Origin of the sequence: Sphingobacterium sp. E70 (genome assembly GCF_019285695.1) — a bacterium.
GTDB lineage: Bacteria > Bacteroidota > Bacteroidia > Sphingobacteriales > Sphingobacteriaceae > Sphingobacterium > Sphingobacterium detergens.
Genome location: NZ_CP079104.1, coordinates 2,975,555 through 2,989,886, shown reverse-complemented (window position 1 = coordinate 2,989,886; position 14,332 = coordinate 2,975,555). Strand labels below are relative to the sequence as shown.

Annotated in this window: 26 protein-coding genes, 1 tRNA gene and 1 pseudogene; 6 read left to right on the top strand and 22 right to left on the bottom strand. The window is 40.7% G+C overall.

The window, feature by feature from the left end:
* The first annotated feature begins 2 nt into the window (after nucleotides 1-2).
* Nucleotides 3-383: a hypothetical protein gene (locus KUH03_RS21260; RefSeq protein ID WP_257096346.1), complete on the top strand. Its 381-nt coding sequence runs from the start codon at nucleotides 3-5 to the stop codon at nucleotides 381-383.
* Nucleotides 332-757, top strand: a complete 426-nt coding sequence (locus KUH03_RS21255) for a glycosyltransferase family 4 protein (RefSeq protein ID WP_257096344.1) — start codon at nucleotides 332-334, stop codon at nucleotides 755-757. The genes KUH03_RS21260 and KUH03_RS21255 overlap by 52 nt, the downstream gene beginning before the upstream one ends.
* Here KUH03_RS21255 and KUH03_RS21250 read toward each other — a convergent pair whose 3' ends face one another.
* The 5 genes and pseudogenes from KUH03_RS21250 to KUH03_RS21240 form a co-directional block, all read right to left on the bottom strand.
* Nucleotides 758-1,315 carry an MBL fold metallo-hydrolase gene (locus KUH03_RS21250; protein ID WP_257097183.1) on the bottom strand — a complete coding sequence of 186 codons (558 nt, stop codon included), beginning with the start codon at nucleotides 1,313-1,315 and terminating at the stop codon, nucleotides 758-760.
* Nucleotides 1,300-1,389 carry a hypothetical protein gene (locus tag KUH03_RS48900; protein ID WP_373564833.1) on the bottom strand — a complete coding sequence of 30 codons (90 nt, stop codon included), beginning with the start codon at nucleotides 1,387-1,389 and terminating at the stop codon, nucleotides 1,300-1,302. Before KUH03_RS48900 ends, KUH03_RS21250 begins: the two co-directional genes overlap by 16 nt.
* Nucleotides 1,390-1,522: 133 nt before the next feature.
* Nucleotides 1,523-1,864: a hypothetical protein gene (locus KUH03_RS21245; protein WP_257096342.1), complete on the bottom strand. Its 342-nt coding sequence runs from the start codon at nucleotides 1,862-1,864 to the stop codon at nucleotides 1,523-1,525.
* A 1-nt stretch (nucleotide 1,865) separates the two neighbouring features.
* Complete coding sequence (locus KUH03_RS48895; protein ID WP_373564945.1) at nucleotides 1,866-2,018, bottom strand: hypothetical protein; 153 nt, start codon at nucleotides 2,016-2,018, stop codon at nucleotides 1,866-1,868.
* A gap of 12 nt (nucleotides 2,019-2,030) precedes the next feature.
* Nucleotides 2,031-2,401: pseudogene (locus tag KUH03_RS21240) on the bottom strand (dCTP deaminase); the annotation flags it as partial.
* A gap of 311 nt (nucleotides 2,402-2,712) precedes the next feature.
* On the opposite strand from KUH03_RS21240, the gene KUH03_RS21235 reads away from it, so the two are divergent.
* The 4 genes from KUH03_RS21235 (at nucleotide 2,713) to KUH03_RS21220 (ending at nucleotide 3,534) form a co-directional block, all read left to right on the top strand.
* Nucleotides 2,713-2,904: a hypothetical protein gene (locus KUH03_RS21235; RefSeq protein ID WP_257096340.1), complete on the top strand. Its 192-nt coding sequence runs from the start codon at nucleotides 2,713-2,715 to the stop codon at nucleotides 2,902-2,904.
* Nucleotides 2,886-3,212, top strand: coding sequence for a 4'-phosphopantetheinyl transferase superfamily protein (locus KUH03_RS21230; protein ID WP_257098128.1), 327 nt, complete (start codon nucleotides 2,886-2,888; stop codon nucleotides 3,210-3,212). The genes KUH03_RS21235 and KUH03_RS21230 overlap by 19 nt, the downstream gene beginning before the upstream one ends.
* A complete protein-coding gene (locus tag KUH03_RS21225) occupies nucleotides 3,143-3,352 on the top strand; it encodes a 4'-phosphopantetheinyl transferase superfamily protein (protein ID WP_257096339.1) in 210 nt (69 codons plus the stop codon). Before KUH03_RS21230 ends, KUH03_RS21225 begins: the two co-directional genes overlap by 70 nt.
* A 110-nt stretch (nucleotides 3,353-3,462) precedes the next feature.
* Nucleotides 3,463-3,534: transfer RNA gene (locus KUH03_RS21220), tRNA-Glu, on the top strand.
* Nucleotides 3,535-4,081: 547 nt separating this feature from the next.
* Here the strand turns inward: KUH03_RS21220 and KUH03_RS21215 are convergent.
* The 17 genes from KUH03_RS21215 to KUH03_RS21135 all read right to left on the bottom strand — a co-directional run bounded on the left by KUH03_RS21215 (nucleotide 4,082) and on the right by KUH03_RS21135 (nucleotide 14,194).
* Complete coding sequence (locus KUH03_RS21215) at nucleotides 4,082-4,324, bottom strand: discoidin domain-containing protein (RefSeq protein ID WP_257096337.1); 243 nt, start codon at nucleotides 4,322-4,324, stop codon at nucleotides 4,082-4,084.
* Between the two features lie 26 nt (nucleotides 4,325-4,350).
* Nucleotides 4,351-4,923: a BT_3987 domain-containing protein gene (locus tag KUH03_RS21210; protein WP_257096335.1), complete on the bottom strand. Its 573-nt coding sequence runs from the start codon at nucleotides 4,921-4,923 to the stop codon at nucleotides 4,351-4,353.
* A gap of 22 nt (nucleotides 4,924-4,945) precedes the next feature.
* Complete coding sequence (locus KUH03_RS21205; protein ID WP_257096333.1) at nucleotides 4,946-5,263, bottom strand: DUF1735 domain-containing protein; 318 nt, start codon at nucleotides 5,261-5,263, stop codon at nucleotides 4,946-4,948.
* Entirely contained in the window at nucleotides 5,260-5,427 is a 168-nt protein-coding gene (locus KUH03_RS21200) for a hypothetical protein (protein WP_257096332.1), read from the bottom strand. The genes KUH03_RS21205 and KUH03_RS21200 overlap by 4 nt, the downstream gene beginning before the upstream one ends.
* Before the next feature lie 25 nt (nucleotides 5,428-5,452).
* On the bottom strand, nucleotides 5,453-6,043 hold the full coding sequence (locus KUH03_RS21195) for a RagB/SusD family nutrient uptake outer membrane protein (RefSeq protein WP_257097181.1): 591 nt from the start codon (nucleotides 6,041-6,043) through the stop codon (nucleotides 5,453-5,455).
* Complete coding sequence (locus KUH03_RS21190; protein WP_257096331.1) at nucleotides 5,971-7,053, bottom strand: RagB/SusD family nutrient uptake outer membrane protein; 1,083 nt, start codon at nucleotides 7,051-7,053, stop codon at nucleotides 5,971-5,973. Before KUH03_RS21190 ends, KUH03_RS21195 begins: the two co-directional genes overlap by 73 nt.
* A 246-nt stretch (nucleotides 7,054-7,299) precedes the next feature.
* Nucleotides 7,300-7,680 carry a hypothetical protein gene (locus KUH03_RS21185; protein ID WP_257096330.1) on the bottom strand — a complete coding sequence of 127 codons (381 nt, stop codon included), beginning with the start codon at nucleotides 7,678-7,680 and terminating at the stop codon, nucleotides 7,300-7,302.
* 178 nt (nucleotides 7,681-7,858) lie between these two features.
* A complete protein-coding gene (locus KUH03_RS21180) occupies nucleotides 7,859-9,127 on the bottom strand; it encodes a TonB-dependent receptor (protein WP_257096328.1) in 1,269 nt (422 codons plus the stop codon).
* Nucleotides 9,085-9,669, bottom strand: coding sequence for a hypothetical protein (locus tag KUH03_RS21175; protein WP_257096327.1), 585 nt, complete (start codon nucleotides 9,667-9,669; stop codon nucleotides 9,085-9,087). Before KUH03_RS21175 ends, KUH03_RS21180 begins: the two co-directional genes overlap by 43 nt.
* A 17-nt stretch (nucleotides 9,670-9,686) precedes the next feature.
* Entirely contained in the window at nucleotides 9,687-10,589 is a 903-nt protein-coding gene (locus KUH03_RS21170; protein WP_257096325.1) for an STN domain-containing protein, read from the bottom strand.
* Nucleotides 10,590-10,769: 180 nt separating this feature from the next.
* The gene (locus tag KUH03_RS21165) at nucleotides 10,770-11,681 is read right to left on the bottom strand and encodes a FecR family protein (RefSeq protein WP_257096323.1); all 912 of its coding nucleotides are present in this window, start codon (nucleotides 11,679-11,681) and stop codon (nucleotides 10,770-10,772) included.
* Nucleotides 11,662-11,937 (bottom strand): hypothetical protein, encoded by a 276-nt coding sequence (locus KUH03_RS21160; protein ID WP_257096321.1) that lies wholly within the window; start codon nucleotides 11,935-11,937, stop codon nucleotides 11,662-11,664. The genes KUH03_RS21165 and KUH03_RS21160 overlap by 20 nt, the downstream gene beginning before the upstream one ends.
* 62 nt (nucleotides 11,938-11,999) lie before the next feature.
* Entirely contained in the window at nucleotides 12,000-12,596 is a 597-nt protein-coding gene (locus tag KUH03_RS21155) for an RNA polymerase sigma factor (protein WP_257096320.1), read from the bottom strand.
* Nucleotides 12,597-12,848: 252 nt separating this feature from the next.
* On the bottom strand, nucleotides 12,849-13,058 hold the full coding sequence (locus tag KUH03_RS21150) for a hypothetical protein (RefSeq protein WP_257096319.1): 210 nt from the start codon (nucleotides 13,056-13,058) through the stop codon (nucleotides 12,849-12,851).
* Nucleotides 13,040-13,255 (bottom strand): hypothetical protein, encoded by a 216-nt coding sequence (locus KUH03_RS21145; protein ID WP_257096317.1) that lies wholly within the window; start codon nucleotides 13,253-13,255, stop codon nucleotides 13,040-13,042. The genes KUH03_RS21150 and KUH03_RS21145 overlap by 19 nt, the downstream gene beginning before the upstream one ends.
* Nucleotides 13,256-13,344: 89 nt before the next feature.
* Entirely contained in the window at nucleotides 13,345-13,701 is a 357-nt protein-coding gene (locus tag KUH03_RS21140; RefSeq protein ID WP_257096316.1) for a hypothetical protein, read from the bottom strand.
* Nucleotides 13,676-14,194, bottom strand: a complete 519-nt coding sequence (locus KUH03_RS21135) for a hypothetical protein (RefSeq protein WP_257096314.1) — start codon at nucleotides 14,192-14,194, stop codon at nucleotides 13,676-13,678. Before KUH03_RS21135 ends, KUH03_RS21140 begins: the two co-directional genes overlap by 26 nt.
* Between the last annotated feature and the right edge of the window lie 138 nt (nucleotides 14,195-14,332).

Below are 14,332 nucleotides of genomic sequence, written 5' to 3'. Positions count from 1 at the left end.
AAATGAAAATTCTAACAGAAGTATTCCGCATTTCACCCGATATTCTATATTATCTCCCTTTTCTTGAAAATGAGATTACTGCTACCGATATTAATGCCTGGAAACCATTTGAAGAGCGAAAAGACCTGCTATTTATTGGCAACTTCATCCATGAGCCGAATTGGCATACCGTGCAATATCTAAAGACAACAGTTTGGCCAATTCTTCGGAAAATGCTTCCGAAAGTAGAATTACACATTTATGGAGCTTATCCCACCCAAAAAGTACTTCAGCTGCATAACCCCGAGAGAATTTTCATATCAAGGGAAGAGCTGATTCTGCAAAGCTCACTATGTCCAATTACAGACTACTGGTTGCCCCAATCCAATTTGGCGCTGGTGTAAAGGGCAAATTTATCGATGCAATGCAAACAGGGACTCCCTCCATCACCACGTCCATTGGTGCTGAGGCGATGAGAGGTAACCTAAGCTGGAATGGCTTTATTGAAGATGATCCTGAGAAATTCTGTCAAAAAACAGTGGAACTTTATAACGATAAGATCACCTGGAAAACAGCACAGACCAATGGCATTCATATCATCAACGAGCGTTATGAAAAACGAAAATATCAAGCAGATTTCATGACCAATCTATCTTTACTTAAAGTACAATTGGATAAACATCGGCAGCAGAATTTTATTAGCCAGATACTCCTGCATCACACGGTACAGAGCACAAAATATATGTCGTTGTGGATTGCTGAAAAGAACAAGCAATAATTAATTAACCTCCCGCCACCAAGGGGAATATACGGTATCTAATTTATTCAGATGAACCAGTTCTCCTATCTTCGGGGTAATAAGTTTACTATGTTCCTTTTGAGCGGTTTCATAAAACTTTTCCATTGGCTCTTTCCATCCGTGCATGGCCAAAGCAAATTTTGAAGAGTGGACAGGCAGTGTAACTTTGGCTTGTAGATCTTTGGTTTCAAGGCCCCATTCTTCGGGTAAAGAGTGAATATAATGCCAAGCATCATTGTACTGCCCATTTTCCAAAATAGCCAGGTCAAATGGACCAAACCGTTCACCGATTGTCTTAAAATGTTTTCCATAACCACTATCGCCTCCTAAAAATAAATTATATTTTGAAGTCTTCAGGACGAAGGAAGTCCAAAGGGTATTGTTTCTCGTGACTCTACGTCCGGAAAAATGTCTAGCGGGCGTAAAAGTTACCTGAAAATCAGGCACAAGATTTATCTGATCATACCAATCGCCTTCGACAATTTGTTCTGCTTTATAACCCCAGGATTCGAAATGCGCTCCTACCCCAAACCACAGATGACTTTACCTACCTTCTCACGCAGTTTGATTATGGTCTCATAATCAAGATGATCATAATGATCATGGGAAATAAATAGGTAATCTATTTTGGGAGATCTGCTGCTGTATAATTCACTGCGATTTTAAACGCTTTGTTACTCCCCGGAACGGGCGAGGCATTTTCGCTGAATACAGGGTCGACAAGCAATAATTTACCATCAATCTTCAGGAGATAAGATGAGTGGCCAAACCACACCAGAATATCTTGTAACGGCAGTTTTTTAGATCACATTTCATGGCCGGTAATGCATCCAATGGCTTCAGTCCCGTTTTTTTGTTGAAAAGAAAATCCCACATTAAAGAGACGATGTTTACATCACTCTTCAAGGATGGTGTCACCTCAAGATTATGAAATACACCATTTCTGAAATTAGGCGATTGCTTCATCCGCTCCAATCGCGCACCTTTAAAGCTTCCGCCAAACATCGGATGGACAAAATAATAGAGCAACCCACTGACTAAGACAATCAATAGCATCCCTAAAATAACCCATCCGACGTTTTTCATTTTAGAAACTATTCTTCCACATCATGGATTCGACAGGACGGATAGTCTTGCCATTATATTTTGCATTACCCTTTGTATTGTAAAAAGTCTCTATCTCGCCTTCTACAGCAAAATAAATCAATTGACCGATTGGCATACCTGCATAGACTCTCACGGGTTGTGCAACAGATATCTCCAATGTCCATGTATTGCAAAAGCCCACATCTCCTTTACCAGCTGTCGCATGGATGTCAATTCCCAAACGACCAGTACTCGATTTTCCTTCCAAAAAGGAACATGTTTGTGCGTTTCTGTATATTCCTGAGTGACACCTAAATAAAGGGTATTAGGTTCCAATACAAAACCCTCCTCTGGAATTTCAAAATGATTAATTTCATTGTGTTTTTTGGCATCCAAAACGCGATCTGCGTAAGTTGCTAAATATTTACCCAAATGCACATCGTAGGAATTTGTTCCTAAGCACTTACGATCAAATGGTTGAATGACAATGCTGCCATTTTCAATCTCTTCAAGAATTCTTTTATCCGATAAAATCATGTGTATCAAGATAGCAAGAGCATCAGGCCATGCTATATAAATTCAAAAATACGGTTCTCACACAAATTTTTACGCTATTTTTTATTTAAAGTGCTCGTTTTTATTGATAATTCGCTCCGTCGGGTTCGGATCAGCCTCATTTGATCATTTCAAAGACGAGCGGCAGCCCGTTTTTCAAATGCTATTAACGCTAATCTCAGCAATCCGCTCAAATTGATTTTGTCCTCTTCTTTTCAGACATGCTAATCAACTTTTCAAATCGCTTGGCATTGAGTGTGCGATAATTTGCGATTTGTTTTTTAAATTTGGGTATGAGTCTAGTGTATTTACGTGAAATAGATAGCCAAACCAAATTTGCCATTTGGCGGATTGAAGAATCGGATGATGATTTATTGTCCAAACTTCAGTTGGATGAGCGTGAGAAGGCCAAATTAGCTTCTTTTAATAAGGGGAGCGGCGCTTACATTGGCTTGCTACGCGTGTGTTGTTGCGGACCTTACTAAATACTTCACGTTATATTGACTGCCCTTCTGATGCTAACGGTAAACCTTACCTTGCCAATTTCCCGCAGAAAATATCACTTTCGCACTCTTTTGACTATGCCGCAGCAATGATAAGTACCGAAGGAGAAGTAGGGATAGATATGGAAATTATCAAGACGAAAGTTGAACGGATCCAGCATAAGTTTCTCAAACCCGTTGAACTTGCTTTTATTTCACAGGGGATACACGATACGAGCAGTTGTATGCCTGTTGGTGTGCCAAAGAGGCAATCTATAAACTTCAGGGGAATTCAGGTGTCTCTTTCTTAAACAACATGACCATACAACCCTTCGAATACCAAAAACAAGGTGTCTTGAAACTTGATCTGGACAGCAACCAGACCCACCAGACTTTTGAGGTACATTATGAAAAATTCAATGAATATATGCTTGCATATGCTGTTGGCTAAGGTCGCTTAAAAAATAATTTTTCTCAATTTCAGCGAATTAGCGATGTAAGCGCACTTTTTTTTTGTGCTTATTGAAAAAGCTTCTATATTTGCAGCATCACAAAGGAAATGGCCCGTTCGTCTAGGGGTTAGGACGCAAGATTTTCATTCTTGAAACAGGGGTTCGATTCCCCTACGGGCTACAAAAAAATCCTGCAAATTTTGTTTGCAGGATTTTTTTGGTCCCATCTGAATAGATACCAATACGCAGATATCTCATTATTTTTTATCTCCTCGACAAATTTTGAACAAGACCCATAAAAATCAATAAGAACACCGTGACCATTTTTTCGATGTAACCATATGACATTGCAAAAATAAAATTTTGGTCAGCGAAATGCGAAATTTATTTATCACACACATGAAAGTAACCACGAAAACTGATTCAAGATTTTTATAGGGGTCAAATCGGGCCAAAATTATTGGAAGAATACCTGATTTTTGGCTCAATTTGATCCCCACCTTTTAAAAATAGGCTATTTTATGCATTTACAGCCGATAAACGCAGATTCCATTTGCTTTACAAATCTTCCTTTTCTCTTGACAAAAGTCTTTATTAAGTAACAAAAGCCTCTTATTGTTAAACAACTAACATATTCCTCTTAAAGAAAAATAGGGCCATTCGATTTTTTTCGAACAGCCCTATACTAACAATCTACCTGCAGATAATACGATAAATATCAAATATCGCTACAGCCCCTTTACATATACTTCGGCGATAGCAGATGAAGGTGGACGGTTACTCTCAGTAACAATACATTTCAAATAACGTGCTTTCGTCGTCGGAATATTGGTCATAAGTGTATGTTTTGGATTATTTGTACCAAAGTCAACTTTACCTACCGGAATATAGGTTTTATTATCGGTGCTAACCTCAAATAATACGGTTTTCAGATCATTGTTTGCTCGTCTTATGAGCTCAATTGCCATCATTTCGTGCTCTTTACCCAAATCAATGATCAAGAAATGAGGTAATGGCGGTTCTCCCCCACCCATACGTTATGCCAAAAGGTCTCCGTTTTACCATCCAGAATGTTCTCCTTTTCACCGCCACCGATCCATTCGGATGAAGCCTGAATAACCTTCCATCCTGTACGGGCGATATCTGGCGGTTGAAATGAAACGGGTATTAATATGGTTGACGCTTCTGGATTAATACTATTTTTTGAAACAGATTTAATCCGTAAAGGCAAGGCATATTCTCCAAATAAATTTGTGGCTCCACTAACAAGCCCCTTTTTGATGATCGTAAAATCAAAGGTCGCCTTATTTTTCTTCTCTCCAACCTTATAGGGCATCTGCGGTAACTGATACGCTGCCTTTGGAAGCAATTTCAATCGTTTATCCTTGTCTTCCTCCTTTATGGTTGCATTATATGCATCTAAAGCAGCTGGATACTCCTCGATTTCATAATCAAGACTCCACTGATTAGGATAGTTTGTTGCGACCCCTGCTTCCCCTTTTATCTGTTCGGCACTTGTTGGCGTCAATTTGACCAGATCAAGTTGCAATCCAGGCGAGATAAACTCCAAAAAGGATCCTTGACAATAGGTATTAGTAAGACGACTCCCATCTCTGGCTTAAGCGGCTGCAACAAGCCACCCTCAGATTCAATACGGCAGGAAGCACATATTGCTCTTTGTATTTACCTTGTAGCGCTTTTATTTTCTCAGTATCGAAGATAAATGGAACATCTCGCTGCGTTTCTTTATCCCCAAATGTTAAAACAGAATTACCCATTGTATAACAATCTGCTGGAAGCAGTCTATAATTTGTCCCTTCTCGAGCGTTATAATCAGCCAGATATGCTTCATCAATCTTAAAGTTCACCTTCGCTTCCTTCTGCCCAATTCCAGCTTTAACGACTGTCACATTGTAATCAAACTTCCCCAGTCAAATACAGTTATTTTATTTTCTTTAAAGTCTCTGAAATAAATGGTATCATCGACCATATTATTCATTCGATCATCCTTCTGACATCCAAGAATCAGGGCAAATGCCAACAGGAAGACACAATAGGAAATACAATTTTTCATCTTCTTCAGTATTAGTAAATTTGCACTACCATCCATAGTTCTGTGTAATGTTGACCATCTCGCTCAATTGCTTTTGATGTATCGGAAAGAAATAATGCTTTGACTGAAAAACTCTTCTTCCAGGAAAAACATCCTTCGTTCTTTCCCATGAGGCTTCATACGTTTTGGCGGCAACATTGCGCGTGTAATAAGGTTCGTTCATTTCCTGCTCTGCGATCATCCAAGTCCTTAGATCCGGATAGCGATGCCCCTCAAAAGCCATTTCTACCATCCGTTCTTTGCGGAGCAATACCCGAAGCAACTCCTTATTTCCTAAAACTTCAGGATAAGCGACCTCCATTTTATTCAATCCACTACGTTCACGCACCAGATTGACATAGCGCAATGCTTCCGCTTCATCCCGGTTTGGTTTTTCATTACATGCTTCTGCATAATTGAGGTATATCTCAGCAAGGCGATAATAGGGCCAAGCAAACTGCCCCCAGTTTCCCGACTCGATATCATTTGTCGGGTCACTCATTCTTCGCCAAAGGTACCCAGATTTTACACAGTCACCTGTTGTGGTATAGGTTGATGTTCCGCCATCAAAAACGTAACCTTCTTCATGCCATGTAATGTATTGATCCAGTACATTCCATTAGCCAAAATAGAGGCATAGAAGCGGGCATCACGTCCCACACAACTGTTATGAGCTTTGAAGTTCCCAAAATTGTCCAACGGGTGAACATAGTTATCTGTAAATCCTGTTTCTTGATAGCCCGATTTTTCATCGATAATCGGTTGGCCATTGGTACTATACCCTGTTACCGGATATCGTCCAGAACTTGCCATGGGATAACCATCTACCAATTTCAATGATGGCGCATATCCACCCCAGCCCGTTGTCACTACCCGGGGCGGAGCTGTACGGACATTATAATTAAAACCATCGTCTGACCAGCGGCCCCAAATAATTTCTGAATTCCATTTTTCGAAATAAATACCCATATAAGACTTTATAGCTCGACGAAAGGAATTTGTCTCTTTATTGTCCTGATACAGTGCATACAGATTTAAATCAATCACATCTTTGGCCGCTTTGGCGGCCAGCTCCCATTTAGTGAGATCGGTAGTCTGAGGAAACAAGAATTCTCCACTTTTATTCTTCATTCCAACATATAATTTTGCGCCATTGAATAAGGGACGTGCCATATACATTAACAGTTCCGATTTTGCAGCCATGACGGCACCTTTTGTCAAGCGACCATACCATGCCTGATCTGTAATCTCCCGCGGCAACACCGCTGTTGACTTATCAAATTCGGAGAGAATAAAATCTACATTCGCTTGCAAAGACATCCGATCCACTGACCTAGCGTCGATCTTATCATCAGCAGCTCGATCACCCCAAATAAATACTGGCCCATAGCGTCTTAACAGCAAGTAATAAAAATACGCGCGTAAGAATCTCGCTTCTGCCTTCATAATGCTTTTGGTTGATTCATCTAATTCCACGTTTTTATCAATATTATTGATAAAAACGGTCGCCTGGTTGATCCCTTGATAATTATGTACCCAAGTCGCATATTCATCTGTGGTAACACCCCATCCTCCATTAGCGAAGTTGAGCCAAGGCACCCAAGCCACCCAAGAAAATAGCGCTTCATCACTCAGCGGGACATTCCCCCTTCACTATTAAACAGATCATGCTCAACAGGTAGATAACCATATACCTGAGCTAGATATCTCTCGGTTGTAATACGCTTCATAAACGTCTCATCGAGGGTTTTTTGATTGGCCAGATCGACATCTAAATACTTGCTGCATGCCCCAAAGAAAAATGGCACCAAAAGACAAGACAGGAGGTAAATATATTTTTCATCATTTTTTCAGTTAAAATATCACACTTAGACCAATATTAAACACACGCATTTGCGGGTAGCTGCTTCCAGACACTGTTTCCAGTTCAGGATCCCATAACTTGAATTTACTGAATGTAAAGACATTCACTCCTTGTGCATACAAACGCAGGGAGGATAACTTCCATTTTTCAATCCATTGTTTGGGTAATGTATAGCCAAACTCCAAATTCTTTAAGCGGATAAAACTCATGTCCCGCTGCCACCATGTTGATGCTTGGGAATTATTTGCAATGTTAAGCGACAGGCGTGGGTAGAGCGCATTTGGATTGGGATTATCAGCACTCCAGCGGTTATCCGCGACATCTGCATAAATTTGTCCCGAATTCCAGATATTGCCCGTCTGTCCGTACAAAGGTCCTCCCGCAATAATCCGGGTGATATCCCCACACCGTGAAAAAATGCTGCAATATCGAAACCTCTCCAAGATACACTTGTTCCAAAACCATACGTCAACTGCGGCATATCGGTATCACCGATAGCGACCATATCTTCAGAAGATATCTGCCCATCGCCGTTGATATCTCGGTACTTCAAATCTCCTGGACGTGGGGGCTAAATTTTTGTACTGGACTATGTGCGATTTCCTCCTCCGACTGAAACAAACCCATCGCGATTAGACCACGTTGCTGCCCCCAACGTTGTCCTATATCCGATTGGTAGGCCCATATCGGGGTGGGTTTGTCATCAAAGATTTTTTTGTTGCGATTATAAGTGATATTACCCCGAACCTGAAGGCCGAAATCTCCTTGATGATGGTTAAATTCCAAAGAACCTTCTATCCCTTTATTCTCCATTTTACCGATATTTACTAACGGCTTTATATTAACTCCGACGATAGATGGAACACTTTCTTGTGGAATATAAATCCCTTCACGTTTCTCGGCAAAATAATCCGCCTGAATCGTCAACTTATTGAACATGGTTAATTCCACGCCAATATTGCGCTTCAAAGCGCTTTCCCAGGCGACCAATGGATTTCCTGGATAACCCGTCGCAATTCCGGTCAGTATTTTCTTCCCTGCTAAGCCAAATGTATATCCACCACGATCTTCCATCTCCGAGTTATAGGCAAATCGGCGGCGCCCATCAATCTTATCACTACCGATCTTACCAATGGATCCTCGTATCTTTAGGAAATTTATCACAGGCAATAACGGTTTAAAGAACGATTCATTACTCAACACGTAGCCCATTGCCAAGGACGGAAAGAATCCGAAACGCTTTTTGGGTGCAAAATTTTCCGATCCATTATAGCCAAAGTTTCCTTCAATAAAATAGCGGTCCTGATATGAATAAGTTAGGCGGGAGGCAATCCCAGTATTACGATAAGGAAGCGCTGCAATGTAATTTTTACTTGGAAAATTATTCGTTCGCTCGCGCATAGAAAATAAGAATAGCCCACCTAAACGATGTTTGTCAGCGAACAGCCGATCATACATCAGAGAACTTTCAAAGTTAATCGCCCGTTCGCCAGAATGAAAGTCTTCCAGTTCGAAATAGTCGCTTCCCGCACCATTATCTATCAAAATAAGATTTCCATCGCTGTCCCGTGCATTCTTCTTGTCTACATAATAGGTGACTGGATTCTTCCGCCTATCCAAAGATGTAGAGTTCTTCGCATCCCAAGAAAATTTGACATTGGCTCTTAATCCGGGCGTGATTAATTCAGAGAAATCCTGCGTTATTCCAACCAAAGACTGTGCATTATTCCAAAAATCTTTCGAATACCCTGTTGTATTTAGAAAATAATAGGGACTCATTGCATAGGCTCCTGTCGAAAATTGCGTTGGAGTGGCCACGGGGTGGTATGCAGGATGATATCATACATGGTTCCCAAATCCACTCCTAAACGATTCTTTGTTTCAAACTGATTGGAAAGATTTAAATTGACTTCGGTCGAAGGTGAAAGCCTAATGTCCACATTTGACCGGAAATTGATTCGGTCGAAATTCACAGAAGGATCATAGTTGGATGTCTTTCGAGGTTGAAAAATCCCATTTTCTTTCATATAGGAACCCGACACATAATACTTAATAAAATCTCCACCTCCAGTTACATTCATGTTGAGCCTGCCATTGGACGTTCTTTTCTTAAATATTTCCTGCATCCAATCCACATTAGGGTATACATCCGGATCTAACTTATTTATATGCTTGTTGATCTCCTCTGGCGATAGTGGTGCCACACCAGATTGTTCATAATTAAGATCGTGATAGTAGTCCAACCATTGTGCGGCATTGGCCAGTTTTGGTAGTCGTATGGGTTCCAGCATACCACGTTCTACACGTGCATTGATTGTCGGTTTGGCACTTTTCTTTCCACGCTTTGTTGTGATGATCACAATGCCATTGGCACCTCTTACCCCATAGACAGCGGTGGCTGTCGCATCTTTAAAACGGAAAATGATTCCACATCCTCAGGGTCAACTAAATCCATGGGACGTTCGATTCCATCGACCAAGATCAATGGACTGTTACTTCCAGCGAAACTACTGACTCCCCGTATCCAAAATGATGTCGCCGATCCAGGTTCACCGGAGCCTTGTACAGTAACGACTCCCGCCATTTGTCCAGCCAATGAACTACTGATTTTCGCAACGGGGCTTTTTAACTGTTGTGGTGAGACACTACTAATAGCACCTATTACACTGATTTTACGCTGTTTTCCGTAAGCAACAACAACAGCTTCCTCTAGATCACTGACCGCAGCTTCCAATGTTACGTTTACTTGGGTTGAGTTTCCGATAGGCTGTTCGATAGGTTGATAGCCCACCAAGGAAAACACAAGTGTCTTGTGCTGATCTTCTATTTCCAAGGTATATCGTCCCTGTGCATCGGTCTTTGTTGCTACACTTGTCCCTTTAACCGCAACGGTGACGCTCTCCAATGCATTCCCTTTGCATCTGAAACGACCCCAGCAATCTTTTTTTTGTACTCGAGCGACACTTTGTGGCAGGTTAGACGATGCAGGTTTTGCAACGATCAATACCGTATTCAGATTTAGCTCATAAGCGAGATTTCTTTCGGTCAAAAACTCTTGCAGGACCTCCTTAAAGTTTCTATTTTTTGCTTTAATGGTCACCCGCTTCTGTTTATCGATTAATTTATTATTGTACAAAAATTCGTACCCCGTTTGTTTTTGAATCTCATCCAGGACATCCACCAAATGTCCGTTTTTTATATCCAAGGTTACTTGTTGACCAAAGCTAGCTGCATGGACATGCACCATGGAGATGACGAGGATTAGTATACATACTTTCATCCTGATAAATGCTTTTACAAAGAATTTCTGTTTAAAAAAGCAACTTTTGCTATTCCTTTTATACATTTGTATAAGTTTGGTGTTAAATGGTTTATAACTCAATTAGGTCTATTTAATTGCTAAGCATCGATCGGGAGTGTTACGAGCACTTCCGATTACTTTTAGCTTCATCTCGTATTGTCACATAACAAGGACCCTCCCATCCTGAATTTTAAATTTATAATTGGATGTCTTTTCGAGCTGCTTGAGTAAATCTGAAAGCTTCTTGGTTCTTTTCATCATAGCAGTAAATGTATCTGTTGAAGTCGATTGTATCGTGATCTCCTTGATATCATACCATTCTTTTACTTTTTGAAGCACTGTTTCTATATCATCTTCTGTAAAGCGGAAAAAGCCATCGCGCCAAGCCAAGATCTCTTTTAGATCGGCCTGCTTCAATACGATCTGCTGTTGTTGTGGATCTGACTCCGCTTGCATACCCGGGGCTAGAATTTTATGCGTGCCGCCCAAGCTAACCTCTACTTTACCTTTGATCAAAGTCGTCAGAGTTTTGGTTTTGGTTAAATCGGATGACACATTAAACTGTGTTCCCAAAACTTTAATCCGTGTTTGCTTTGTTTCTACGATAAAGGGCTTCGCGGGATCATGGGCGACATCAAAATAGGCCTCACCATCTAAGAAAACTAATCTATTGGCGGTCTCAAAATGTACGGGGTAAGTTAAACTGGATCCTGAATTCAAATATACCTTTGTCCCATCAATCAGTTGTAGTGTCAAAGCACTCCCTTTGGGGCTATGAAATGTCCGTTTTTCAGAACCACGCTCACCATGTTTCAGTTGATATAGCAACGTTCCATCGCTGTCTCTAACAATAGTCAGATTACCCTTGTCCAACGACTTGGGATTATCGGCAGAAATCGAATATTGCTCACCTGTAGACAGTGTAAGTATGGGGGCATTCCCATCAGGGAGAGCGATCTCATTCGTTAAAACCTGTTTGGGATGTGTTATTGGCGCCGCTTCACGCTTTACAAAGTATACGATCGAAAAACAAAAAGAACAACCGCAGCGGCTAAACTCCCCACTTGACATAGTTTATTCTATTTCTTCCACTGTCTGCTGATTCTTCTTTATTTTCTTGAATACGATGGGAGAGCTGCCTGGCCACACTATCCCTGTCAAATAGTTCTGAACGAACTGGGATCTCCTCCTCCATACGCTCAAAGAGAAATGAAAACTGGGATTCATCCAGATCATCCAATTTATCCAACATCTCTTTTAACTCAGTCCGCGAGATTGTATTTCGGAAATAATTGGTCAGCAAATAGCGTAGTCTTTCTTCTTGCATGGTCAAATTGGTTCGTACTTTCTAAGTTTATTTTAGACAGTACACCACAAGAGCAAAAAGGACTACATGAAATATTCTTTTTTAAAAAAATAAAAAAATAGGGATAATAACAGGTTTCTTCCAGATCGGGCCTGTTTCAGTGATTTTGATGCTCTGGCAAGATGATTTTTTACCGTGTTTTTAGAGAGGTTTAGTTCTTCAGCTATTTGTTGGCAGGGAACTCCATCGACCCTGCTCAAGGTAAATATAAGTTTTTGTTGAGCCGGTAACTGGGAAAGGTAACCCTCAATTTCTTCGGACAGCTCTTTTCGTTCGACCATTCGATCAGCGGTCTCCGATTGGCTTTCGATGTGATATGCTAATAGTTCAAAAGCAGCATGTGAACGCTTAATACTCCTTAGTTTGTTAAAGCACTCTCTTTTGGCCAAAACATATAGAAATGGCCAAAGATCTACATCCTGTTTTATGCTCATACGATTGGTCCACAGCTTAACAAACACCTCCTGCACAATATCTTCGCTCCATCCCGTATCTTTCAACAAATGAAAGGAAACATCAAAGATTCGATCTGCATACAGCTGGTAAAACTGTAGCAAAGCGGCCTCACTTCCCATAGCGAGATCCTGAACCAAATTAGCTTCATAAAATTCTTTTCTCATAACCCAAGTCCCAACGCTTCAGTATATTGGTCGTTTTTTTTTCCGGTAAAATCAGTTTATTGAGACAATTTAGCAATTATTTCAACAGCACCGCCTTTTTTTTATTTAAAGTTTCATTTTCTCATAAAAATAAATTACTTGCGCATCAGCTTATATTATATATATATTATTTTTTTGTTTCGCCCAAGTCCTGCAACTCCGTTTTTCTTACCAAAATTATTGATATACAAATTTTAACCTGAATATATCAAACTAATAAATAGCACCGGGAGCAGCCTTTTCCTGCAATTCTTTATATTGTAAAATCTTCTGCAATACCTCAGGATTTTCGATAACTTTTGGCCCAAACTTAGAACTTTTCATGTAGGTGAGTATGGATTGCAACATCTGTTTTGCAACAGGTCGCTGATCCAAATCAGTCGCGAGGTCAAATGAGGCGACCATCAGTTTACCATTCCCCACTGCCCCTCAAATAGTGAGGCTAATTTTCTATTGTTTGCAAAATTATCTATCATCTCTACAAGGGTTTCGCCACCTTTGATCTGATCCATCAACATTGTTGTCGATTTGATCTGTAGGTCCCACCACTGCCAGTCGGTATGTCCCTCTGTCGGAAAATCAGCGAATACAGGGTGTTTTGGATCACAGAGCAATCCCATTGTCCCAGCCTGCTTCGGAAAATGTACCGGGCTCCAAAATACCGGAACAAACTTGCCTTCAATACCTGTAATTTTTTTCCAATCAGGATTTAAAAGGACCTTTTACCTGCCTGCAACAGCCGTAAAGCTTCGTCCAGCTCCCTTGTATAGCTTACATCAGCAAAATCAATTTGATTTTCTTTAGGATACACCCATATATTCCAATGATTTTCATAGCTCGTGCCTTTGAGATTAATATGAACTGTCAACTTTTTAGCTTGTTGTATAGCCTGCAGTGGCACTTCAAAACGGCCCGCATTCCCGTTGTACCCTGACCTACGACTGTTTGAAAGTGACCTTTTGCAACAGTTTTCGTACCATCTTTCATAGACCACTCGACCAACTGATCGCTCAATGCTGCAACTCCATAATTGCTGATGTCTAAAATCCCTCAAATACTTCATCATTGGTATATATGGCTTTGGAAAACTGGAGCAGGGGAACTACTGGTGCACAAAACTGCCTAAATTCAGCTGCTGAAAGAATGTTCTTACTATCCCAAAAGGCATCCAATAGCCCCACCAAAGCCGTGCCTTGGCCCGGGAAATCATGGAGATCCAATAATTGATAACCGCTGATGCCTGGTGTTTTTAAGGCCCGTTCCAGCTCTTCTTTATAGAGAATTGCTGCCAACTTGCCTGACGACATGGTATATGCCTTCGCTTTATGCAATAAACCCTTGCGTTTAAGATCTTCGGCTACAGCAATAAAGTTTAACGGCTTTAAAACGCCAGTATACTTTTTGATCTCCGCCAAATTGGGATAAACAGCATATTGTCCGATCTCATGAGTAACCACAGGAATCGAAACGCCATCCAATGAAGCGCTGTAATTTTTATTAAAGACAGGAGGTTCACTATTAAAAACCCCTGTCCTCTCACCCAACCTTTTGCCGTCCACTGCGTAATCAGAAAATCGTCAAAAGGTTCGCCGACAATTCCATGTCCTTGTTGAAAAGTAAATGATGTCGCCGTATATAGATGTCTCCTATCTTTCTCTTTTAGATTTTTTACCAGTGCGTTAAGGGCATCGAAGTCG